This window comes from Streptococcus cuniculi, from assembly GCF_001921845.1.
GTDB lineage: Bacteria > Bacillota > Bacilli > Lactobacillales > Streptococcaceae > Streptococcus > Streptococcus cuniculi.
Map to the genome: position 1 here is coordinate 197,941 of NZ_MSJM01000002.1, position 22,591 is coordinate 220,531.

General features: G+C 42.8%; 20 protein-coding genes. 6 read left to right on the top strand and 14 right to left on the bottom strand.

Annotated features, from left to right (window positions below):
• Nucleotides 1-13: 13 nt before the first annotated feature.
• From BU202_RS02705 to BU202_RS02720, 4 genes are all read right to left on the bottom strand, one after another.
• On the bottom strand, nucleotides 14-739 hold the full coding sequence (locus BU202_RS02705; protein ID WP_075104267.1) for an AAA family ATPase: 726 nt from the start codon (nucleotides 737-739) through the stop codon (nucleotides 14-16).
• Nucleotides 740-806: 67 nt separating this feature from the next.
• Nucleotides 807-1,583 (bottom strand): nucleotidyltransferase domain-containing protein, encoded by a 777-nt coding sequence (locus BU202_RS02710; protein ID WP_083605745.1) that lies wholly within the window; start codon nucleotides 1,581-1,583, stop codon nucleotides 807-809.
• The gene (locus tag BU202_RS02715; RefSeq protein ID WP_075104269.1) at nucleotides 1,580-2,014 is read right to left on the bottom strand and encodes a GNAT family N-acetyltransferase; all 435 of its coding nucleotides are present in this window, start codon (nucleotides 2,012-2,014) and stop codon (nucleotides 1,580-1,582) included. Before BU202_RS02715 ends, BU202_RS02710 begins: the two co-directional genes overlap by 4 nt.
• On the bottom strand, nucleotides 2,011-3,267 hold the full coding sequence (locus BU202_RS02720) for a DUF2130 domain-containing protein (RefSeq protein WP_075104270.1): 1,257 nt from the start codon (nucleotides 3,265-3,267) through the stop codon (nucleotides 2,011-2,013). The genes BU202_RS02715 and BU202_RS02720 overlap by 4 nt, the downstream gene beginning before the upstream one ends.
• A gap of 241 nt (nucleotides 3,268-3,508) precedes the next feature.
• On the opposite strand from BU202_RS02720, the gene BU202_RS02725 reads away from it, so the two are divergent.
• From BU202_RS02725 to cydC, 6 genes are all read left to right on the top strand, one after another.
• Nucleotides 3,509-4,411, top strand: coding sequence for a prenyltransferase (locus BU202_RS02725; RefSeq protein ID WP_075104271.1), 903 nt, complete (start codon nucleotides 3,509-3,511; stop codon nucleotides 4,409-4,411).
• A 17-nt stretch (nucleotides 4,412-4,428) separates the two neighbouring features.
• The gene (locus tag BU202_RS02730) at nucleotides 4,429-5,637 is read left to right on the top strand and encodes an NAD(P)/FAD-dependent oxidoreductase (RefSeq protein WP_075104272.1); all 1,209 of its coding nucleotides are present in this window, start codon (nucleotides 4,429-4,431) and stop codon (nucleotides 5,635-5,637) included.
• A gap of 84 nt (nucleotides 5,638-5,721) precedes the next feature.
• Entirely contained in the window at nucleotides 5,722-7,149 is a 1,428-nt protein-coding gene (locus tag BU202_RS02735; RefSeq protein ID WP_075104273.1) for a cytochrome ubiquinol oxidase subunit I, read from the top strand.
• Complete coding sequence (gene cydB / locus BU202_RS02740; RefSeq protein WP_075104274.1) at nucleotides 7,150-8,178, top strand: cytochrome d ubiquinol oxidase subunit II; 1,029 nt, start codon at nucleotides 7,150-7,152, stop codon at nucleotides 8,176-8,178.
• Nucleotides 8,168-9,886 carry a thiol reductant ABC exporter subunit CydD gene (cydD, locus tag BU202_RS02745; protein WP_075104275.1) on the top strand — a complete coding sequence of 573 codons (1,719 nt, stop codon included), beginning with the start codon at nucleotides 8,168-8,170 and terminating at the stop codon, nucleotides 9,884-9,886. Before cydB ends, cydD begins: the two co-directional genes overlap by 11 nt.
• Nucleotides 9,879-11,627, top strand: coding sequence for a thiol reductant ABC exporter subunit CydC (gene cydC, locus BU202_RS02750; protein WP_075104276.1), 1,749 nt, complete (start codon nucleotides 9,879-9,881; stop codon nucleotides 11,625-11,627). Before cydD ends, cydC begins: the two co-directional genes overlap by 8 nt.
• Before the next feature lie 126 nt (nucleotides 11,628-11,753).
• Here the strand turns inward: cydC and BU202_RS02755 are convergent, their stop codons facing one another.
• From BU202_RS02755 to BU202_RS02800, 10 genes are all read right to left on the bottom strand, one after another.
• Entirely contained in the window at nucleotides 11,754-12,947 is a 1,194-nt protein-coding gene (locus BU202_RS02755) for a MalY/PatB family protein (RefSeq protein WP_075104277.1), read from the bottom strand.
• 1 nt (nucleotide 12,948) lies between these two features.
• Complete coding sequence (locus BU202_RS02760; protein WP_244149009.1) at nucleotides 12,949-14,004, bottom strand: M24 family metallopeptidase; 1,056 nt, start codon at nucleotides 14,002-14,004, stop codon at nucleotides 12,949-12,951.
• Nucleotides 14,005-14,017: 13 nt separating this feature from the next.
• Nucleotides 14,018-15,343, bottom strand: a complete 1,326-nt coding sequence (locus BU202_RS02765; RefSeq protein ID WP_075104279.1) for a PTS sugar transporter subunit IIC — start codon at nucleotides 15,341-15,343, stop codon at nucleotides 14,018-14,020.
• Nucleotides 15,344-15,365: 22 nt separating this feature from the next.
• Nucleotides 15,366-15,698 carry a PTS sugar transporter subunit IIB gene (locus BU202_RS02770; RefSeq protein ID WP_075104280.1) on the bottom strand — a complete coding sequence of 111 codons (333 nt, stop codon included), beginning with the start codon at nucleotides 15,696-15,698 and terminating at the stop codon, nucleotides 15,366-15,368.
• A 14-nt stretch (nucleotides 15,699-15,712) separates the two neighbouring features.
• Nucleotides 15,713-16,015, bottom strand: a complete 303-nt coding sequence (locus BU202_RS02775) for a PTS lactose/cellobiose transporter subunit IIA (protein ID WP_075104281.1) — start codon at nucleotides 16,013-16,015, stop codon at nucleotides 15,713-15,715.
• A gap of 4 nt (nucleotides 16,016-16,019) precedes the next feature.
• Entirely contained in the window at nucleotides 16,020-17,063 is a 1,044-nt protein-coding gene (ypdE, locus tag BU202_RS02780; protein ID WP_075104282.1) for an aminopeptidase, read from the bottom strand.
• A 1-nt stretch (nucleotide 17,064) separates the two neighbouring features.
• Nucleotides 17,065-18,894: a BglG family transcription antiterminator gene (locus tag BU202_RS02785; protein WP_075104283.1), complete on the bottom strand. Its 1,830-nt coding sequence runs from the start codon at nucleotides 18,892-18,894 to the stop codon at nucleotides 17,065-17,067.
• A gap of 752 nt (nucleotides 18,895-19,646) precedes the next feature.
• Nucleotides 19,647-19,946 carry an Imm53 family immunity protein gene (locus BU202_RS02790; RefSeq protein WP_075104284.1) on the bottom strand — a complete coding sequence of 100 codons (300 nt, stop codon included), beginning with the start codon at nucleotides 19,944-19,946 and terminating at the stop codon, nucleotides 19,647-19,649.
• 258 nt (nucleotides 19,947-20,204) lie between these two features.
• Complete coding sequence (locus BU202_RS02795; RefSeq protein ID WP_075104285.1) at nucleotides 20,205-21,185, bottom strand: polyprenyl synthetase family protein; 981 nt, start codon at nucleotides 21,183-21,185, stop codon at nucleotides 20,205-20,207.
• Nucleotides 21,186-21,394: 209 nt separating this feature from the next.
• A complete protein-coding gene (locus BU202_RS02800; protein WP_208604242.1) occupies nucleotides 21,395-22,537 on the bottom strand; it encodes an ATP-grasp domain-containing protein in 1,143 nt (380 codons plus the stop codon).
• Nucleotides 22,538-22,591: the final 54 nt, after the last annotated feature.

Sequence of the window (22,591 nt, forward strand, 5' to 3'; positions counted from 1 at the left end):
AAGTAGAAGATTCTTACTCTTTTAATAGATAATGGAGGACATGATCAGGGTCTTCCAGCATCATCTTGGTCAGCCTATAGTTTTCTGATTCCCTGTAATCAATCTCCTTGATTTCCTTATCGAAATGATACAACCGTGAGTGAGGAAGGGTTGTCAAAATGGAGGAATGGGTTGCAATGATAAATTGAGAGCCTTGCTGGGCTAATTCATATATCCGCCGTATCATGGCCAGCTGATTCTGCGGAGAAAGTGCCGCTTCTGGTTCATCTAATAGATAGAGACTATTAGGCTTAAAATGATGTAAGAGCAAGCCCATAAAGGCCTGACCATGAGATTTTTGATGAGGAATTCCCCCATAGTGGTCCAATTGATAGCCAGCTTGAATTTCTCCCTCCCACACTTCTTCCAGATAGCTGGCTACATTATAAAAACTTTCTGCTCGGAGGAAAAAACCTGATTTGGGTCGCCTAGCACTCTTAGAAAGAATGAGGGAGTCGCAAAGGGACGAGTGGGTATCTTTGGTCGCAAAATAGGCTTGGAGACTTCCCCCTTCTGGATTGAAGCCCCAAGAAACAGCAATCGCCTCTAATAAGGTTGATTTGCCACTCCCATTTTCTCCCGTAAAAAAGGTAATGGGCAAAGATAAATCAAGCGTTCTTAGCTCACGGATAGCAGGAATGTGGAAATAATACTCTTCTTCTGCCAAGTCCTTTACTTCAAGTTTGGTGATAAAATTCATTGCTTCCTCCTAGTTCTCAATGGATATGCCCCTATCACATCTGGAGCAGAGCCACCGATTTAAGACGTTAGACTATATCCCCAGCCAATTCAGCCAAGCATTCCTCTACAAATTGTGCCATCAAGCTAGTAGGAACTAAGGCAACACCAGTTCGATAGGCGCTAAGAACACTCTCCAACATCTGATAGTATCGTTGAGACAAGTGTTCCTGTCCCCATTCTCCACCTTCTTTCTTGGATAAAATCATCTCTTCTTTCACATAGGCCAGTGTCCGACAGAGATTCAGAATAGTGGATACTGGGTCTTGTATTACCATTGTTAGACTATCTTCAATATCATACCAGACACTGCCTAAATAGTCTTTTCGAGTAGGCTCCTGAAAAACTTTCGGAATCGCCTCCCCATATAAGACAATGCCCTTTTGACAAATGACCATGATATGCGCAGTCAAATCCATATCCTCTCCCTGCATGTTTGCACAGTACAAGGAGATATTTTCTCCGGCTGCTTTTCGGTGTTGCATAGAATAATGCAACTGATAGGGCATGGGAAAACATGGAGGTTTGAGGTCTTTTTTACAGACAACACTCATCTCAATCCCTTTTTGGGGAGCAAGTCGCTCTATTTCAAGTATGGAACAAATGAGTTTTTCTTTTTCTGCTTGCTGCAAGGATTCCTTGACGACCATTAAAACATCAATATCACTTTGTTCCCAAGAAAAACAGCCATAGGCAAGCGAGCCATGCACATATATGCCCACTAGATTAGAGCCTATTTGAGCAACCCATTCATGCTTAATACGATTCAATACTTGGATGATTCTGCTATCCATTTCCATCATCATTTCTCCTCAAAATGATATGCAAACCCGACAGAGGCTTGCTCAAAGCCGTAGCGTTCGTAAAAATGGTGGGCGGTCTTGCGTTCTGACGCCATGCCACTATTTAAGGCGAGCGCCAGACACCCTGATTTTTGAGCGACATGCTTTACCTTATCGAGTAAAGCCGTCGCAATCCCTTTTTGGCGGTGACGACTATCAACAACCAAGGCTAAGATTCGCAAGTAAGCGCCCTTTCTTTCAAAGAAGTACATCTTGGCATAGCCAATCAAGCCAAGCACCTGCCCGTCTTCTTCATAGACCAGCAATTCATAATCAGGCTGATCCAAAAGCTGGGACAAGCGCTCATTCAACTCCTCAAGCTGACTGGGATAGCCCAACTCGAGCAGTAAATGCTGGCAGGATAGCACATCTTTCTCTTGATAGTGACGAATCATAGTTCCTCCTTTAAGGCATCAAACTTAGCCTTCATGGTCGGGTTTTTGCGGGTTAATTTTTTGACGGAGACATCTTCTAGTTTGTTATTGGCTAGACGCAGTTGATTTTCACTGGTCGTGAGCGCCGCCTTGACCGCCTCCATCCGCTTAATAGCCTTGTCAATCTCATCAATCGCCTTTTGGAAATTGCTGCTAGCAGATTGGTAGTTTTTGGCAAAGGCATTTTTGAAAGTCTCCAAATCCTCTTCAAAATGGGTAATATCGATATTTTGCTCCCTGACAAGCGCGAGTTCCTGCTTGTACTTGAGAGCATTCATGGCCGCATTGCGCAAGATGCCAATCAACTGAATGAAAAACTGGGGACGGACCACATACATCTTTTCATATTTGTGGCTGACGTCAACAATCCCTGTGTTGTAGTAGTCATTGTCCGCTTCTAGCATGGTGACCAGCACCGCATATTCACAATTTTTTTCCTTGCGGTCTTTGTCCAACTCCTTGAGAAAATCCTCATTTTTGTGCTTTTTCACCGTATCGTCTGCTTCATTTTTCATCTCGAACATAATGGAGAGAATTTCCACCCCATTCTCATCTAACTCACGGTAAATATAATCGCCTTTTGAACCTCGGCTAGAAATCAGATTGTCCTTTTCAAAGTAGGCATTTGGAAAGGCCAGATGACGAACCTTGTTAAACTCTGCTTCTGCGTACAATTCTAAGCTCTCCCCAATCGCCTTGGTCGACTGTTGAGCCTTGAAATTTTTGTAAAATTCCACCTGCTCGTTGGCGGCTTTTAATTGGATTTCAAATTCCTGCTTGGTCGTTGCAAGGGCCAGCTCCTGCTTTTGTTCCTGCAAGAGCAACTCTGTTTTGACCGCGTCACGCTCTTTTTCCATGGCAGAAATAGCCAGTTGCAATTCGTGCTCTTTTTCCAAGCGAACCTTGTCCATCTGCGCTTCCAAGGCTAGGATTTCTTGCTCCTTTTGGGACAGAGCCGAGCGGATTTCCAGTTCGGTCTGGTTTGCGGTCTGTTCTAGCTTGGCTGAAAGCTCCACAATTTCTTGATCTCGCTTGGCCAACTGGCGTTGCAACTCACTTTTCGCCTTTTCTTCGACCAATTCAGTCTCACGCGCCAAGCGCTCATGCAATTCTTTCTCAAATTCTACCCCACGGACCTGGGACAATAGCTGGCTGTACTCTGTTTCATTGACCTGAAAGGCCACCCCGCAGTGCGGGCATGTTAGTGTCTGCATGTCTTCTCCTTGCTTCTCTCATCTTGTTATGTCTAGTATAGCAAAAAATACCAGAAAATTCTGATGTTTTCCCTCTCTTTTCAACAAAGAAAAACAGCTTTTTAGCAGGCGACAAGCCCTCAAACACGACTTTTTCGACATTTTTCGCATTTTGTCTATTTTCCAGTTCCAATTATTTCCATTTTCAAGTCTTTTCCTATATAATAATAGGGTTAAGAGATGGAATAGAAAGGTGGAGATAATGACCTTACCAATTTTTTTGGAATTGGTGGAAATAAAAGCAAAAACAGCGAGTATATTGCCTTTTTTAATCGGGATGTGCTTTAGCTACTATGCCTACGGAAGTGTGCAACCTCTCTATGTCGGCCTGTACTTTATCGCCATGCTCTTGTTCAACATGTTTGTCGATGTCTGGGACAATTACAATGACTATCGGCGTGCCTTGGATCAAGATTATCAAACAAAGACCAATATCATAGGACGGGAGAATCTGTCGCTAGCTGCAGTAGAGAGACTCATGCTGATGCTCTTTACCCTCTCTCTCATCATTGGGCTTACATTGGCATGGTTTGTCGGCTGGCCCTTACTCATCATGGGAGGATTTTGCTACGCTGTTGGAATCTTTTATTCATCAGGACCAAAACCCTTATCTAGTCTGCCTTTAGGAGAGGTATTTTCAGGCTTTACCATGGGATTTATGATCAGTCTCATCTGCGTCTACCTCAATACTGCTCCTCACTTTAGCTGGACCCTCACGGCAGTAGCAGAAATTTTTCTCATTGCTCTTCCAAATACCCTCTGGATTGCCAATCTCATGTTGGCCAATAACCTTTGCGACAAGGAAGAAGATGAGCGGAATCATCGCTATACTCTGGTTCACTATATCGGTATCAAAGGCGGGCTTTATCTGTTTGCTACTGCAAATGGAATGGCACTACTTGCGATTGTCTGTCAAGTCTGGCTAGGAATTGCTCCGATGACGAGTTTATTGAGTGTACTCTTACTCCCTTTTATCATGCAACAAACTAGGCTTTTATGGCAAAAGCAAGTCAAATCAGACACTTTTCCATGTGCGATTAAGATTTTAGCCTTGGGCTCTACCGTCCAAGTGTTAACCTATGCCCTTGGAATCATTCTACATTAGAAAGAAGTGTATCTACGATGAAAGAAATTCTCGTATTAGGTGCGGGCTATGCTGGTCTGAAAACAGTCCGCGCGTTACAAAAAGAATCGGGTGACTTTCATATCACCTTAGTCGATCGTAATCCCTATCACTATGAAGCGACTGAACTGCATGAGGTCGCAGCAGGTTCTCAGCCCAAGGAAAAGATTTCCTTCCCTATTCAAGAAGTCGTAAATAGCAATCGGGTAACCTTTATTCAAGACCAAGTCTTCTCTGTCAATCGAATAGAGCAAACCGTTAGCCTAAAAACAAAGGGACTGCTCCACTATGATTATCTAGTCGTTGCTCTTGGTTTTACTTCAGAAACCTCCGGTATCAAAGGAGCTATGGAAAATGCTCTTCAAATGGTGGATATTGAGACTGCTGAAGCCATTCATCAGCATATTATTCAACAAATGGCTGCCTATCGTGCGACCAAAGATGAACGTCATCTCCGCCTCTTGATTTGCGGTGCTGGTTTTACAGGGATTGAACTAGCGGGGGCTTTCGTTGATGAACGTAAGCGCTACGCAGATTTAGCAGGTGTCAGCCCAAGGCAGATTGAGATTGTCTGTGTGGAAGCTGCAACAAGCATTTTACCAATGTTTGATGACGACTTGCGCAACTACGCTTTGAACTTGATTGACAGCTTGGGTATTCGCCTTATGACGGGCTGCATGATTAAGGAGATTGCGCCAGGTCAAGTGCTCTATGCGACAGAGCAGACTGGTGAAGAGTTGCAAGCGATTGAGGCTTCTACGATTGTCTGGACAACAGGTGTCAGCGGTAGCCCTGTAATGGCTGAATCAGGCTTTGACCAACGTCGCGGTCGTGTCGTTATCCAACATGACTTACGTGACCCTGACTATGACAATGTCTACATTGTCGGTGACGTATCTGCCTTTATGGATCCTGATTCCAACCGCCCTTATCCAACGACAGCTCAAATTGCCACTCAAATGGGCAAACACGTCGCAACCAACCTGCTCCACCAATTAAAAGGTGAAGCCCTTGAACCTTTTGTCTATCATTCACAAGGAACGGTCGCTTCTGTCGGCAACACCCACGCCCTTGGTCTTGCCTTTAACAAAAAAGTCAAAGGCTACCCTGCTTCAGTGATTAAAAAGGCGATTATGAACAAATCTCTCCTTGATATGGGAGGCTTGAAAGAATTGATGGCCCACGGTCGCTTTGACCTCTACCATTAAGTCGTCAAACGTACTATTATAGTAAGAAAAGAAATTTTAGGACAGAAATGAGCTTGCACTCTCGTTTCTGAATCGGAGGATATTATGACGATAGAAACCTTGGCTCGTCTGCAATTTGCGATAACCACTATCTTTCACTTCTTCTTTGTACCCTTTACGATTGGTACAGCCTTGGTCGTAGCTATTATGGAAACCTGCTACGTGGTAACCAACAAAGAAGAATATAAAAAATTAACCAAATTCTGGGGCAACATCATGCTGCTTAGTTTCGCAGTCGGTGTGGTAACAGGGATTATCCAAGAATTCCAATTCGGAATGAACTGGTCTGATTACTCCCGCTTCGTTGGAGATATTTTCGGAGCCCCTCTGGCTGTCGAAGCCCTCTTTGCTTTCTTTATGGAGTCCACTTTCTTGGGACTTTGGATGTTCACTTGGGAAAATAAAAAAATCAGCAAGAAACTCCATGCAGCTTTTATCTGGTTGGTCGTATTTGGTTCCTTAATGTCTGCCATGTGGATTTTGATTGCCAACAGCTTCATGCAACACCCAGTCGGCTATGAAGTAGTCAATGGCCGTGCCCAGATGACAGACTTTGGGGCTTTGATTACCAACCCACAATTCATCTACGAATACAGCCACGTGATTACAGGTGCCATTACCATGGGTGGTATTCTTGTAGCTGGTATGTCTGCCTTCCGTCTCTTGAAAAAGGATAGTCTGACTGAAACCACGCAAGCCCTCTATAAAAAATCAATCCGCATCGGCTTGATTGTATCGCTCATCGGCTCTATCTCTGTTCTTGGAGCTGGAGATGCGCAAATGCAGGCCCTCATCGAAGATCAGCCCATGAAATTTGCAGCTATGGAAGGGGACTATGAAGACTCTGGCGACCCTGCTGCCTGGACTGTCCTTGCTTGGGCTGACGAAGCTAAGCACAAACAAGTCTTCGGTGTCAAGATTCCGTATATGCTCAGTATCCTGTCCTACCATAAGCTGTCAGGTTCTGTCAAAGGAATGGACACCGCTAATGAAGAATTGATTGCCCAATACGGCGACCGCAACTACTTCCCAATGGTCAACCTGCTCTTTTACGGCTTCCGTATCATGGCTGGTTTTGGTACCTTGATGCTCCTTGTTTCAGCCCTAGGACTCTTTTGGACCAGAAAGAAAAATCCTGTCCTCTATGAAAAGAAATGGATGCTCTGGCTGGTTGCTCTCACAACCTTTGCCCCATTTTTAGCCAATACCTTCGGTTGGGTTGTGGCAGAACAAGGTCGCTACCCTTGGACCGTTTACGGACTCTTCACCATTGAACAAAGTGTGTCACCAAACGTGTCTGTTGCGTCCTTGACGATATCAAACATCGTCTACTTCATCTTGTTCACCGGTCTTGCAACGACCATGGTCAAACTCGTTATCCGTGAATTACAACACGGACCTGACTACCAACATGAAGGACTTCACATCGGTGGCTATTCTTCTGTTGACGCATTTAACAAGGAGGCATTCTAAATGAGTAACTTACAATTATTATGGTTCTTTCTCATTGGCCTACTCTTTTCTGGCTTCTTCTTCCTTGAAGGATTTGACTTCGGGGTAGGAATGGCTGTTCAAGCCCTTGCCAAAAATGAGTTGGAAAAAGATCAGATTGTCGAAACCATCGGTCCTGTTTGGGACGGAAATGAAGTCTGGCTCTTGACCGCAGGCGGTGCCATGTTTGCCTCTTTCCCTTATTGGTACGCATCACTGTTTAGTGGCTACTACCTCATCTTGTTGATTATCTTGGTCGGCTTGATTATCCGTGGTGTTTCTTTTGAATTCCGCCACAAAGTGCCTAGTCATGAAAAGCAACGCTGGAACTGGACCTTGTCAATCGGATCCTTCATCGTGCCATTCTTCTTCGGTATCATGTTTATCAGCTTGGTGCAGGGCATGCCAATCGATGAAAATGGGAATATGGCTGCCCACTTTGGCGACTACTTCAACCTCTTTTCACTCGTTGGTGGAGTAGCCATGGTACTCTTGACCTATCTACATGGTTTGAACTACATCAGCCTGAAAACAGACGGTCCTATTCGCATGCGTGCCCGTCAATACGCCCAAAAACTCTACCTTGTCCTTTATCTTGGTTTGGTAGCCTTTGCAGCCTTGCTCTTTTTCAAAACAGACTTCTTTAAACTACACCTTGTGCCAACCTTGGTCTTGGTGGTTGCGATTGTCGTCCTTACAGTTGTCGCTCATCTGTCTGTTATCAAGAAAGCGGAAATGACAGCCTTTCTTGCAAGTGGCTTGTCACTTGTCACAGTTGTTGTTCTCTTATTCCAAGGACTTTTCCCACGTGTGATGATTAGCTCTATCAGCTCCAAATACGACTTGCTGATTGAATCAGCTTCCTCATCACCTTACACCCTTGGCATCATGTCTATGGTGGCTCTTACCCTGGTACCGTTTGTCTTAGCTTATACTGCTTGGACCTACTACATCTTTAGAAAACGGATTACCTTACCTGTCATCGGAACGGAGGAGCACCATGCTGGATAAAGCTGTCATGCGCTTGTCCGGTGTTCATAAACTATTAGGATTGCTTGCAGGATTAGACCTCCTTCAGGCAATCTTTATTATCGGACAGGCCACAGGACTCAGTCAGGCCATTACCGGTGTCTGGGAGGGACAGGCTTTAGAGAGCCAACTGCTACCGGCTGCTTGTTTTTTCATCTGCTATCTGGGACGGCACCTCATCAACTATCTCAAAGATGAACGGTTGGATCGTTTCTCAAGCCAGCAGGCTAGTCTCCTGCGAGGGCAATTGCTTCGCAAACTCTTTGAACTTGGCCCCCATATTGTCCAAAAAGAGGGATCTGGAAATGTCATCACCATGACCTTGGACGGTATTTCCTTGGTGGAAAACTACCTGCACCTGATTTTAAACAAGATGATGAACATGAGTGTGATTCCTTGGGTGATTCTGGCCTTTATCTTTTATCTGGACTGGGAATCTGGCCTGGTTCTGCTCATCGTCTTTCCGATTATTATCATTTTTATGATTATCTTGGGATATGCCGCGCAAGCGCGGGCGGATCGCCAGTACGCTCAATATCAACTCCTTTCCAATCACTTTTTGGATACGCTCCGAGGCCTTGATACCTTGAAATTCTTCGGCCGCAGCAAGCCCTATGCCAAAAATATTTACCAGACCAGCGAAAATTTTCGTAAGGCGACCATGAGTGCCTTGAGAATTGGAATTTTATCCACCTTCGCGCTAGACTTCTTTACAACGCTGTCGATTGCGGTGGTCGCTGTGCTCCTTGGACTACGGCTCATCAACGGACAAATGCTCCTCTTTCCTGCTCTTACCATTCTCATTTTAGCGCCTGAATATTTCCTACCTGTCCGTGATTTTTCAAGCGATTATCACGCTACCTTGGACGGGAAAAATGCCATGCAGAGTATTCAGCACATCTTACAGACGCCAAGTATCAAGGCAGAACAGATTGCGATTGCACCATGGACTGCTGAAAGCTGCTTAGAGTTGGACAAGATTGCCATGGCCTACGAAGATAAAACACTCTTTGAAGGCACTTCGCTCGCCATCACTGGCTATCAAAAAATCGGGATTATCGGCATGAGTGGCTCTGGAAAATCCAGCCTCATCAATCTTTTGAGTGGCTTTTTAGCGCCAAAAGAAGGGCAGATTCGCGTTAACGGACAGACAATCGCCAACCTTGACCAAGAAGATTGGAAGCAACAATTACTCTACATTCCTCAAAATCCCTATGTCTTTGAAATGAGCCTGCGGGAGAATATCACCTTCTATACGCCATCTGCAACCGATGAGGAAGTGCGGGAGGCGATTTCAGTCGTTGGCTTGGATGAGCTAGTCGCAAGTTTACCAGAGGGTCTTGACACCCGTATCGGAAATGGAGCTCGCCCGCTTAGTGGCGGTCAGGCGCAACGGATTGCCCTTGCACGTGCCTTTCTCGATAAGAAACGCCGCATTCTCCTCCTTGACGAGCCGACTGCCCACCTCGATATTGAAACCGAGTTAGAACTCAAGGAAAAAATGCTGCCGCTGATGGACAATCGTCTGGTCTTGCTTGCCACCCACCGCCTCCACTGGCTCCACCAGATGGACTATATCTTGGTGCTAGATAAGGGGCAAATCGTTGAAATGGGGAGCTATGAAGAGCTCTTAGCCCAAAAGGGCACTTTCTATCATCTAAAAACTGCAATGGGAGGAAACCATGACTAATATTCCTTTATTTCGGGTCATGAGAGAAGACTACTGGGTCAAACCATTCTTTAAACAGTACAAAGTGGCCTTAGCGGCCGCCTTGTTTCTAGGCTTCTTGACCTTCTTTAGTGCAGGCGCCCTGATGTTTATCTCTGGTTTTCTCATCAGTAAATCCGCCTCCCTACCGACCAATATTCTCTTGGTTTATATTCCCATCGTCCTCACTCGGACTTTTGGGATTACTCGCCCTGTCTTTCGCTATTTGGAGCGGTTAACCAGCCACAACTGGGTGCTCAAAATGACCTCCCAACTCCGCCTCAAGCTCTATCAGACCCTAGAGCAAGATGCCATCTTTATCAAGCGTGATTTTCGCTTGGGAGATGTCATCGGACTGTTGGCAGAAGACATCAACCACCTGCAAAATCTCTATCTCCGCACGATTTTTCCGACAGTTATCGCTTGGTTGCTCTATGTCTTTATCGTGGTTGCTATCGGCTTCTTTTCTTGGTGGTTTGCCCTCTTTATGTTGCTTTATTTAGCCATTCTCGTCTTTCTTTTCCCCTTGGTATCTGTTCTAGTCAATGGTGCCAGACAGCAAAAAGAAAAGAGCCTAAAAAATAGTCTCTATACTGAATTGACAGATAATGTCTTGGGAATCTCTGATTGGATTTTCAGTCAGCGGGGGCAAGAATACGTGGCCCTTCACGAACATTCACAAGACCAACTCATGGCCGTTCAAGCCAAGATGAAGACCTTTCAAAACAAGCGCGCCCTTGTCTTTGAAGTTGCCTATGGACTGCTGATTCTGACAACCTTCATTTGGGCTAGTGGGCGGTTTACCGGCAATCATGGCGGAGAAGCCAACTGGGTCGCAGCCTTTGTCCTTTCACTCCTTCCGATTATCGATGCCTTTGCAGGCTTGTCCACTGCTAGTCAAGAGACCAACAGTTATGCGGATTCGATTGAACGGCTCAATGCCCTACCGAGTTTACGAGCCGAAACTCAAGCAGATAAAGAACCGCAAGCTCCCTACGATTTTCAGATTGAAGACCTCTGCTTTCGCTATCCAAATGAGGAAAAACAGGTGCTGGATCAGCTTGATTTGACCATTCCACAGGGTCAAAAATTAGCAATTCTAGGCCGTAGCGGTTCAGGAAAAAGCACTCTGGCTACCTTGTTGCGGGGAGACTTAGCGCCTAGCGCAGGAAGGATTTCCCTCGGAGGGATTCCGGTCACCAGTATCGGAGAAGCCATTTCCTCTTACATCGGTGTCATCCAACAGGCTCCCTACCTCTTTCGGACCAGCCTGCTCAATAATATCCGCCTCGGAAACGACAAGGCTAGTCTCGAGCAAGTCTGGCAGGTGCTCGAACGGGTAGGCCTAAAAGAAATGGTCGAAAAATTACCGCAGGGACTTGATACCATGGTAGATGAAGCTGGACTACGTTTTTCAGGGGGAGAACGGCATCGGATTGCCCTCGCCCGCATTCTTCTAAAAGATACCCCTGTCGTGATTCTGGATGAGCCGACCGTCGGACTTGACCCGATTACAGAAAAACAAGTCTTAACCACTTTCATGGAAGAATTAAAAGGGAAAACTGTCATCTGGATTACCCACCATTTGAAAGGGATTGAATACGCGGACCGTGTTATCTTCCTTGAAAATGGTAAGCTCGAAATGGCAGGCAGCCCCGCATTCCTAGCCGAAACCAGCCCACGCTTCCGCCACCTCAAGGCGGTTGATGATGGGGAAGCATAAGAAAAGGAGCAACTAGCTCCTTTTTATAATGTGTCTTCCTTTTTGTAACCAAAGATCCATGTGAGAACAAAGGCGGTCGCAAATGTCTTCCATCATCAAACATCTTTCGGATATTGTGATAAATTCTTATAAGCCCCTTTCTTTATATGTTACATACGTATTTTTCAATCTCGCCAGTACCGTCAGCCACAAATCTCTCGGCAGAGCAACACACAGACGGACAAATCCCTCACCGTCTTTCACAAAATAACTACCAGGGACCATGGTTAAGTTGGCTTCCTTAAAAAAGGCGGTCATTTCTGCTTCATTCTGAAAAAGTTGTCTTACATCAATCCAAGCTAAAAAGGACGATTCTGCTGGCATAATTACTGCCTCTGGAATCTCTTCAAAACACTCATGAAGTAAGCGCATATTTTCCTGAATATAGTCTATCAGCTGATCCAACCAATCTTCGCACTGGGTATAGGCAGCAATTATGGCTGGTACTGCAAAAACGTGTGGCGACGTAATTGAATTTGCTTCTAGCTGTTGGTAAAAGCGCTGGCGAATAACGGGATTTTGAATGACAACATAGGAAGTTTTCAATCCACCAAGATTAAAGGCCTTATTTGGAGACAGACAGAGAATACAATGCTCCATAATGTCAGGATGCGCATTAGCAATAGTCGTAAAAGATGTAGAATCAAACAGAATATCTCGGTGAATCTCATCACAGACCAGTAAAACATTGTATCTGATACAGAGTTCTGCCACTTGATACAGTTCTTCCCTTGTCCACACACGTCCAGAAGGATTTTGAGGACTGCATAAGATATATAATTTTACATCTTCTGTCTGGAACTTGCGTTCCATATCCTCCAAATCAAAATAATAGCGATTCTCCTTGTTTACCAGAGAACTCATCAGCAATTTTCGATCATTATGGATAACAGCTTCTGCAAAGGGAGCATAGGCTGGCGTATTGATCATGACGGCTTCACCTTCCCTGCTAAAAGCCTGTACAAGATAATGAAGCGTTGAGACTGTCCCAAAAGTCAGCTTAATCCAATCCTTTTCAATAGTATGTTGAAACCGTCTCTGATTCCAATCAATAACAGCCCTGTAAAATTCATCTGGCACAAAGGTGTAACTGTAGTCTGCAACCATAGCTCGCTCGACCAAGGCCTGACGAATTGGTTCAGCAACAGCAACATCCATATCTGCTAAATCAAGCGGAATGACTCCTTCTCCTAGGCCAAACTTCATGGCAATTTGTTGGGGATTCCATTTCCTAGAATTTCCCAAACGACGATCTATTCGTTTATCAAAGTCATATACCATATCAACCCACTTCTATTAACTCTTTTTCAGAAAGTGTTAGCTGCTTCCCAACTCCTCCTTGAATCATGACCACATCTTCAATTCGAACACCACCGATATCAGGTATATAGATGCCAGGCTCACAGGTCATCACCATTCCTTCTTCAAGAATCATTTGGCTTCTCGGACTTAAAATCGGAACATCATGACCAATTCCAATTCCATGGCCTAAACCATGAGTAAAATATTCACTATACCCCGCTTCGTCAATTACCTCACGTGCTATTCGGTCTATAGCACTCCCGCTCAGCCCGCTTCGAATCTCTGACACCGCTTTTGTCTGGGCTGACAATACAGTCTGGTAAAGATCACGCAGTCTGCTATCAATGGTCCCAACAGCTAGAGTCCGTGTCATATCAGATTGATAATGATCTAAAATCAAGCCAAAATCAATCGTCAGTAATTCACCGTGTTCAATCCTTTTAGTGGTCGGCCGACCGTGCGGGTAAGCTCCTCGAAAACCAGAGGCAATAATTGGCTCAAAAGCCATGGCACTAGCACCTCGTTTGAAAGCCTCATAATGAATGATGCCACTCAATTCCAACTCCGTCATGCCAATTGTGATTTGTGGGAGAACACTTGTAAACACTTCATCCGTCAATTGACAAACCGCTTGAATCTTCTGGCACTCTGCCTTCGTTTTTATCGAACGGATGCGTTCTAATTCATCTTGTAACAGACAGACATCAAAAGTAGCAGTTAGGAAACGATATTCTTGAATCGATAGTCCAGTAGACTCAATACCAAGTCTCTTTACAGCTATTTTTTTGAGATAAGCCGTGATTTCCTCTATATATCGCCCTTTCGGAACCTCATATTGTTTATAATGACGATCCGTTTGTTCCTTGATTTCTTGCCGATAACGACCATCAAAAAATTGTGCGACCTCTGACTTGCTGATAACAAGGTAAACACCGCTACCTTTTAAGGACTGAAAATATATTTTATTGGGAACAGATTTCACAATCAATGCATCAAGCTGCTTTTCTTCTAATAGCTGGAACACTTTATCATTCACTGCTGTCTCTCCTTTAAAAATCCAAGCCCAATTCATCTAGAATATCTGCATCTGATTCTGTAAAGATTTCATGTTCTGCTTGCACTCGTTGCTCAGCCTCTAACTCTTGTTTTTCCATTACCTTAAAGAATGGCCAATAAAGTGCGACGGTTAATACGAGTTGGATGACATTGGCCACAATTGAGCGCCAATCTCCATTTGTCAAAAATCCTTCCAAAAAGACACCCACATATGGAGGATCGAAAATTGGCTTGTCCACCAATCCCCAATGCATCAAAAACATTGGTAAGGTCCCAATAATAGCTCCTCCAAATACATGCGGTATAAACATGACAGGATTCAAAATAATCGGTGCCCCAAACAAGATTGGCTCGTTAATTCCGAATAAGGCTGGAAAGAGCGATACGCGACCAATTTGACGATAACGCTGACTTTTTGATAGCATACAAGCAATGACACATCCGATGGAAATACCGCAACCTGTAAACCCAAAGAAAGCACTAGAGGCTCCTGCCGTATAGAAATGAGGCAAAGGCTGACCTGCTTGGTAGGCTGCAATATTTTCAGCGATAAACACTACCATAATCGGGCGCGTAATAGGGCTGAATACAGATGAGTGAATACCAAAGAAGAAAATAGTACAAATACAGAAATTCAGTGCTAAAACAGACCATGGATTGTCCATTGAACCAACTAAAGGTTGAAGGAAACGGGTTAAAATGGTCGGCGGAAGTTCACCAACGGTTGATAATAATGCAAAACGTGTCAGAATAAAGGTACCACCAACAATCAGGGTAACTGGAATTAACTCAAATGATCTAGACACAAAATCAGGAACGCCCTCTGGCATGCGAATAGTCAAATTTCTCTTCTTGCAGAACTGGTAGAGCTCAACAGTTACTATAGAAGCAATCATCGAAGTAAACAACCCCTTCGCTCCTAAATTTGATAGACTAACGCCACCATCTTCTGTAAACTGAATGGTTAAAAAGAGGAAAGCAAAGACAGCCTGAGTGACCGCTCCAGGAATATAGAGCTTGTAGTAATTTGCCAAATTAAAGGAAATGGCCATGCTAGAATAGAGCCCGATTAACCCGATTGAAAGCGTAACAGGTAAATCAAACAATTCTGCATTTCCTAGTATAAATTGACTAACAACGTTTTCTTCTCCTAGCATATTGGGTAAGGCAGGCAATATAGCAAAGAAACTTCCTAGAATGGTAAAGGGAGTCATAGCAACCATTCCTGCCTTAATCGCACTCAAATGCCGCTGGTTATCTACCTTGCGTGCTAGGGGGAGAAAAAAGCGATTCATAAACGCTTCAAATTTTTCAAACATAACGACGGATCCTTTCCCTCTTTTATGACTTCAATGTGTGTTTCCGATGTGTGACAAGTGCCAATTTTAAAACAGTTGCTCCATCCATTTGACCATAGACGTCTTTGTCAATGACAGCGTAAGGAAGGCTCCTTGGTTCTAGTATAGATTTGATATAATCAATTTTATGGGCAATTTGTGGTCCGACCAAGACAATATCCCAGCCATCAATTTCTTGTTCCAAGGCATCTGCGGGAATGGCTGTAAAGTCAAAGTCCTCATCGTTCAATACCTCACTCTTTTGCACAACTTTTCGCATATTTTGCATCAGCATATTGGTTGAAAAACCGCCTGCACAACATAGTAAAATTTTCATCTTCGTACTCCTTTTTATTCGTAAATAGCAATCATTGCTTCAATCAAATCTCTGGCGAGCTGGCTAGTCATGTAATGATCTTGTGCGTGGACCATTAATAACGTCACCTTTGTATCCTCCTCTCCCATTAACGCCTTGCTAATTAGATTTGTTTGAAGATTATGTGCTTCTAAATCTAGTTGCCTAGATTCTTTAATCAACTCTTTTGCCCGTGCAATATCCTTATCTTTAAGGCATTTCAAGGCTTCAAATGCCTTGGCTTTACTATCACCTGAGATGGCAATCATCTTTACAATATCCATTTCTTCCATTTTCATACTCCTATTTAAACGACTTAAATTGCTCACAAACTGCTGCTGAACAGCCCATCATCATACTCCGATATAAATCAATCATCTGGCAAATATCTTTGCTACTTACCAAGGAATACGGACAGTGCCCATGCCGAACAGGAACAATCGTCACTACTGTCGGCTTTCCTTCATGAACAAGATGGGCCTGGCCACCGTCTGTGCCCCCAGATGAAAACATATCTAACTGCAAGGGAATCTGATACTGACTCGCAATTTCTTTCACAAATCGAATCATCTGTATATTTGGAGCCAAGGTGCGATCAAAATGTGTTAAAATAGGTCCCTTGCCTACCTGTCGCTGATTCAAATGATTTCTGGTTGTCGAATCACTATAAGTCGCTACATCGATGACAAAAACACTGTCTGGATTGACCAGTTGGGCACTCGTCTTAGCCCCCCTGATTCCAACTTCTTCACTACTGGTAAAGGCAAAATGAATCGTGATTGGTAGGTCCTTATCTGCAATATCTTTCATCAATTCAGCCATAATATAGCAGGCCAAACGGTTATCCAAGGCTTTTCCCATATACATGGACTGAGGAGCTAGATGCTCAAAGGCACTATCAAAACAGACCATATTGCCTACCTCAATGCCTAAATCCGCTACTTCTTCATCAGAAGAGGCACCGATATCACATATCAATTCCTCTGTTACACCGTCACGGTAGCGCCCCGAAATAAAACCTACAATCTTTCGGCCATCAAAAGTCGTAATCCGTACCTTTTGAAAATGCTGAGCTAAGGGTTTCACACCTCCTACCACCATCAAGGAAATAAGGCCGGTCTCGCTAATGGTTCGTACCATGAAGCCTACTTCATCTAAGTGCCCACAAATCATAATACTCTTGCTCGGATCCTGACCTACTTTGGTGAAAATCAGACTTCCTAGACCATCATAGCATTTTGAAAAAGGCAACGAGTCCAATTCCTGACACAACACTTGCCGCACTTCTGTTTCGTTACTAGCAATACCATCTGCATTCGATAAAGCCTCCAACAATTCAATACTCATGTTATTTTCCCTCCAATATATGTTTTAACTGATAACGAAATTCTTGATAATTTTCCGTCTTGAGCAGGGCCTCAATGCCCAATGGCTTCTCCATTAACTTACTAAGTACCTGCGAAATGATTTGATGTTTTTCAACTTCTCCCTCTTTCAGTGACACCATAAAGATAATTTTAGGATGAATGCCTTCTGTCTGCACACCACGTGGTAACAAGCAAACCGAAATAATATTCTCCTTCCCCCTCATCTCCATAGGATGCGGTATCGCTACTCCGTGAGCATAGATGGTAGATAGATAATCTTCTCTCTCTAAGAGAGAGCGCACATAGCCTATCTGCTGATTATCGACTTCTAGCTGACTCGCTAAATCAGCTAAAATCTCTCGATACTCCTCTTTTCCTCTTATTGTAAAAAAGGTTGGTGAGAGCCACTCAAGAAACAAATCTTCCATAGAACGAGACCTAGACCCTTGAAAGGAATCAATGTAGCTGGCCATCGACATATCATCTAAATTCTCCTGAATTTCATCTAAGTGAATCACTGGACATGGTAAGGCGCAATCTATATCTGTTATGGAAAAGACCAAATCCGGCTGAAACTGCTGAATTGCTTGTTTTTCAAGTAAAGAGAAAGTCTGAATCATCGCATTTGGAAAAATACGTCTCAGTTTCAAATGAACTAGTTGGGCAATGCCACCGCCCGAAGAGCAAATAACACCTATCCGATACTGCTGCTCCAAACGCTTTTGCCTACTTTTCTGATAAGGGACCAGCATGTGTGTTGCTAGATAGGCAATCTCATCAGATGTAATGGTAATCTGATAGACTTCTTCCAGCCACCTAGAAAATTTCAAAGCCGCATTATAGATAACAGGATAGTTCTTACTAATATGACTGGCGTACGGATTAACACTGACAATTCCCTTCCGCGATCGTTCAATCAACGCTGCAATATGCAAACACACCACATTTAGAAACTCATCATCACTTGAACATTCGGTCTGATGGACTGTATCAAAAGTTTGAAAATACTCGCCAATCCTCTTTTTCAAGGACAGGGATCTAGTGTCTTGTTGTTGTCTGGTCCGAATAGATAAACTATTTTCCAAAAACTGACGCTTATCTTTAGAAAATAAGTGCTTAATAGTCTCTAAATCCTTGTCTAAAACCGAGTCCAGCTCTTCTAAGCCCAGGGAGCCTGCTACCATCTCCATGCATAATAACAGAGCCAATTCCTGCTCTGCAATATGAATCTCTGCAATATCTGGGATATACGCGCAGGATTGAAACCAATCTGATAACAGGCCACTGATTTGGGATTGTTGGCTGTCTGTGATATACTCTGTGATAAATCCTCGATAGCTGGCATGCTGCAATAACCAAGCAATTTTTTCTGCTAAAGATGCCTTGACCCGAATGCCATAATGAGCTTTTCTCTCTAGAACAAGTCCTTGTTCCTTGAATAGCTGCTCTAGTTTTTTTAGATCCTTTTTAATCTGACTGCTACTACTACACAGTTCATTTGCCAAAAATTGAATCGTAATGTAATCTGGATAGACTAGCAACAAAAAGCCGATTTTATCCAAACGCATCTCCTGACTGTCCACCACATCAAATTGCAGGCTTTCAAAATATTGTTGAAATAATGCAGAATCCGTAATCGAAAGACGATAGCCTGATTTATACTTTTCAATGATAAATCCAGAATCAAGCTCATTTAATTGCTTAATATCATTTTGGATGGTTCGCCTAGAAACCTTGAGAGATTCGGCAAGGGTCTGCTCAGGAGTATAGTCATTGTCCAATAAAGTAGATAAAACCAAGTCACTTCTCATATCCCTCTCCTTTTAAAACGCTTACATCTTCTATCATTATTATATTCTTATTTTTCCAAATACAAAAGATGTAAATTTTCCTTTTGACCTGGAAAAAAGTAACTGATTCTTATAAAAAACAGCGCAAGAAAAGAACTCGCTTTTATTGTTCCATGTCGTATCGCTGAAAAGATGATTGAAAATTGTATACTATATTTTGCACAGATGAACAAGGAAAAAACCGATTATTTTTTATTGAAGCACTCACTTGCATTATCCATGTAAAATGGTATAATGATAATAGAAAAGGAGTTGAGCGCCAACTCAACTCCCATGTAGAACCGTTTAAGACGGTGGCTCATAACAGAATGAGTAATCCGTTAACTTGCCAAAGCTAAAGACGGATTACTTTTTTGTTGCTTTCACAAATTATACCTATAGAACATTAAAATCCCAGCTTGCCAAGTAAGACAAGCTGGGATTTTGGGCTATCAATCTGATAAGTTAACATAAATATCTCTAATGATTCATCCAACTATCAAGAAAAGAGAGATACTAAATCATCAGTCGTCAATGCAGAAATTACAACCAAATCATCAGTTTCTTTTTGAATCTTACTGGATAGTTTTTTTAGACCATCCCTAAAGTCTATATCTGCAATCACTAAGTCTTAATTTATCACGCGTCATTTATTGTTCTCCTCTTATAATGTTTTGGCATTGATAATACCACCAGACATTCCCCTAACAAGCAACTTATCCTATAGACTGATGTTATTTTAGCGGCTTGAAGGACTTCTGCATGGCATATCCACACCTTTCTAGTATAAAAATCAGTAAGTCTCTCTTAATATATTCTACGATTAACTCAATGAGTTGAGATAACTTATGCTGATCTCCAGCTGTATCAAGATGATTTCCTTCAATAAATTGGATAATCCAATCAGTTTTAGATACATTTCTTGATAGTAACTTCATTCGCTCACTTGAAATAACTTTATCATAGTATACTTCTATACCCCATCCAGTATTATCTGCCGTTGTAATAGCTAGTTGTTCAATAGTTTCAAACATATTAATTACCTCCTACATTCTTGGGGATTTCCCAATCTTTGTCTGGTTCCTCCTACAGAATTTTCTACATAGCTATGTTGATGAGGATTATGAAACTATTATATCTCACTTCCCACATCTTCTCAACCGTATATCTTCTGTCGAAGCTGATGATGTCAAGCCTCAATTACACTGGACACTATGGCATTCTGCCACTTCGTCCACCAACCCTATACGCTGACATTCAAAAAAAAGGAGCAACTAGCTCCTTTTCTTATCCTAACAACTTCTTTTGAGCAAGCGCTCCGTTATCTCCAGCAAGATTGCTTTTGATGGATGGGCAGGTAATTGCTGAATGGCGGCTACAGCTTTCTGGGTGAAGCGAGTGGCTAACTGCCTCGCCTCTTCTAGCCCACTTTCTTTTTTCATCAAGGCCACCACAACTTGGACATCTGCTGCTGTCATCGCCTGCTTTTTATCAAGATAGGGACGAAAGGCTACAGGATTTTTTTGCAGGGCACAGATGAGTGGTAAATTATAAATCCCTTGCCCAATATCTTCTAAAACGGGCTTATTTAACATCTCACTATCTTCAGTATAGTCCAACAGGTCATCAATCATCTGAAAGGCCATCCCGATATAAAAGCCGATATGACCTGCCAGTCGAATCGTTTCTGGGTCTGCTCCGCCAAAATACGCCCCCTCCCGACTAGCTAATTTAAACAAGGCAGCTGTTTTTCCTGCGGCAGCCCGTAAATAAGCACGAACCGTCTGGTCTTGTCTGTAATAGGCTGACATCTGATCCAACTCGCCCAGCAAAATCTTCTTCATCGTCTTGGCATTTACATTCATATAAGGAGAGCCAGGCATGGACTCTAGGAGCAATTCAAAAAAGATGGTAAACAGTAAATCTCCTGTGTAGACCGCAACATCCTTGCCAAAACGGCTTTGAACAGTCACCTGCCCTCGCCGTAGCGGCGAATCATCAATGACATCATCGTGGACCAAGGTTGCCAAATGCAAGACCTCTAACGAAGCGGCCGCTGTCACCAACTGTTCCTTGTCCAACCTTGCTGCGTCGCCAAAGGCTTCAAATAAAAAGAAAAAAGCTGGACGCAAATACTTTCCACCTGCGCTATTTAAGGCCACGACTGCCTGCTCGATGCTCTTGTTGCGGATATGCAGTTTCCGCTCAATTAAAGCCCTTACACCATCAAGCTGTTCTCCCAACAATGGATAGCGACTCCAATACGATGCCATTTCGAATCTCCTTGCTTCCTAACTGCTCTCTATTTTACATTATTTAGGCTGCAATAGCTAGTATGGCATGCTGGATTTTAGTAATAAGCAATGAAAAAGCCGAAACGTCTAGCGACCAAGATTCAGTTGCTGGAACGTTTCAGCTACTACTCCCACATAGAACCATTCACTCTTATCTTCTTTGAAATCATAATCAATGACTGTTAATTCTATATGGATAGCAATGGTGCAAATGCAGCATAAAACTCTTTTTCTCCTAATTCTTGAAGTCCAGATACTTGCCCATCACCGAACTCCATTAGAATTAAGCTTCCGTCTTCTTTCCGTGCTACATCTATTGTAACGAAATTACTATTGACCTTCTGAACGATGGATCTAATCCATGCTGTCTCGCTACTAGACAAATACCCATCCGTATTACCATTCCAATAATCACCAATTATCAGTATTTCCCCTGCATAAACAAAAATTCTATATTCTTCCGCTATCGGCATGCCACTTTTGTCATGAAACCCAATATAATTTAACTTTTCATATTTCCGAAGAACAATCCCTCCAACGAATTGACTACCTTGTCTTTTAACGAAATTCGTAACAATTTCTCTAAAGTTTACTTGATTTGCTATATTATCAATATAACAAGCATCATACCATTCATGTTTCCTACTTTTCACATAATCCTTTACAATGAAAGCTCCTTGTTTGTCTCCCACCTTTTTTTCAATATCTTCTAACTTATCGCTAGTTGACCAAAACGATTCAAATGTCTCGCCTTCAAAAGATTGATACCAGTTTGGTAAATGATGATAGCGTTCATATTCTTCTGGAGTATTGATCAAATAAATTCCTTTGGATAGTAACTCAACATAAAGTCTACGATACTCATCAACCGACAGCATCCAGCCTCTATAGATTGTTATCCCTTGTATACTATCTCCAAAAATGAATGACTTTCCTTCTTCGAATCTCTCTAAACTAAATAAAGCACAATCATAATTCTTACTCGCATACGTGTACTCTTCTAAATAGTCACTATCAACTTTCCTAAAGTTTAGTGGGTCACTGCTAAATAAAAAATGAATCGTTGGCTTCTTCTTTAGTAAAATACTACCCATTGCCTGTTTTCCGCTTTTTGATTGAATGAAAAAGCCTTGCTGATTCACACTACCATTGTCAGCTTGGTTAGGAGCTCGACGAATCATCTCGACCCCAGATACTTGAAATTCATTACCCTGCAAATCATATACAATATCGTTAAGCTTCAAAGATTGGACTGCCTTAGTTTCAAAACTATATACAAATCCTTTATCTGTAATCGTAAATCTATCTATTATTCTATACACTTCAATCATGTAAATTTCTCCAACTGTTTTCACATGGATATTGTTATTATCAATTATAAGATG

What these genes read in the sequence shown, in the direction of transcription:
- BU202_RS02725 (WP_075104271.1), top strand. Translation starts at nt 3,509, where the DNA reads ATGACCTTACCAATTTTTTTGGAATTGGTGGAAATAAAAGCAAAAACA.
- BU202_RS02800 (WP_208604242.1), bottom strand. Translation starts at nt 22,537, where the DNA reads ATGATTGAAGTGTATAGAATAATAGATAGATTTACGATTACAGATAAA.
- cydC (WP_075104276.1), top strand. Translation starts at nt 9,879, where the DNA reads ATGACTAATATTCCTTTATTTCGGGTCATGAGAGAAGACTACTGGGTC.
- BU202_RS02735 (WP_075104273.1), top strand. Translation starts at nt 5,722, where the DNA reads ATGACGATAGAAACCTTGGCTCGTCTGCAATTTGCGATAACCACTATC.
- BU202_RS02710 (WP_083605745.1), bottom strand. Translation starts at nt 1,583, where the DNA reads ATGATGATGGAAATGGATAGCAGAATCATCCAAGTATTGAATCGTATT.
- BU202_RS02765 (WP_075104279.1), bottom strand. Translation starts at nt 15,343, where the DNA reads ATGTTTGAAAAATTTGAAGCGTTTATGAATCGCTTTTTTCTCCCCCTA.
- cydB (WP_075104274.1), top strand. Translation starts at nt 7,150, where the DNA reads ATGAGTAACTTACAATTATTATGGTTCTTTCTCATTGGCCTACTCTTT.
- BU202_RS02795 (WP_075104285.1), bottom strand. Translation starts at nt 21,185, where the DNA reads ATGGCATCGTATTGGAGTCGCTATCCATTGTTGGGAGAACAGCTTGAT.
- BU202_RS02775 (WP_075104281.1), bottom strand. Translation starts at nt 16,015, where the DNA reads ATGAAAATGGAAGAAATGGATATTGTAAAGATGATTGCCATCTCAGGT.
- BU202_RS02730 (WP_075104272.1), top strand. Translation starts at nt 4,429, where the DNA reads ATGAAAGAAATTCTCGTATTAGGTGCGGGCTATGCTGGTCTGAAAACA.
- BU202_RS02715 (WP_075104269.1), bottom strand. Translation starts at nt 2,014, where the DNA reads ATGATTCGTCACTATCAAGAGAAAGATGTGCTATCCTGCCAGCATTTA.
- BU202_RS02720 (WP_075104270.1), bottom strand. Translation starts at nt 3,267, where the DNA reads ATGCAGACACTAACATGCCCGCACTGCGGGGTGGCCTTTCAGGTCAAT.
- BU202_RS02755 (WP_075104277.1), bottom strand. Translation starts at nt 12,947, where the DNA reads ATGGTATATGACTTTGATAAACGAATAGATCGTCGTTTGGGAAATTCT.
- BU202_RS02790 (WP_075104284.1), bottom strand. Translation starts at nt 19,946, where the DNA reads ATGTTTGAAACTATTGAACAACTAGCTATTACAACGGCAGATAATACT.
- BU202_RS02770 (WP_075104280.1), bottom strand. Translation starts at nt 15,698, where the DNA reads ATGAAAATTTTACTATGTTGTGCAGGCGGTTTTTCAACCAATATGCTG.
- BU202_RS02785 (WP_075104283.1), bottom strand. Translation starts at nt 18,894, where the DNA reads ATGAGAAGTGACTTGGTTTTATCTACTTTATTGGACAATGACTATACT.
- ypdE (WP_075104282.1), bottom strand. Translation starts at nt 17,063, where the DNA reads ATGAGTATTGAATTGTTGGAGGCTTTATCGAATGCAGATGGTATTGCT.
- cydD (WP_075104275.1), top strand. Translation starts at nt 8,168, where the DNA reads ATGCTGGATAAAGCTGTCATGCGCTTGTCCGGTGTTCATAAACTATTA.
- BU202_RS02705 (WP_075104267.1), bottom strand. Translation starts at nt 739, where the DNA reads ATGAATTTTATCACCAAACTTGAAGTAAAGGACTTGGCAGAAGAAGAG.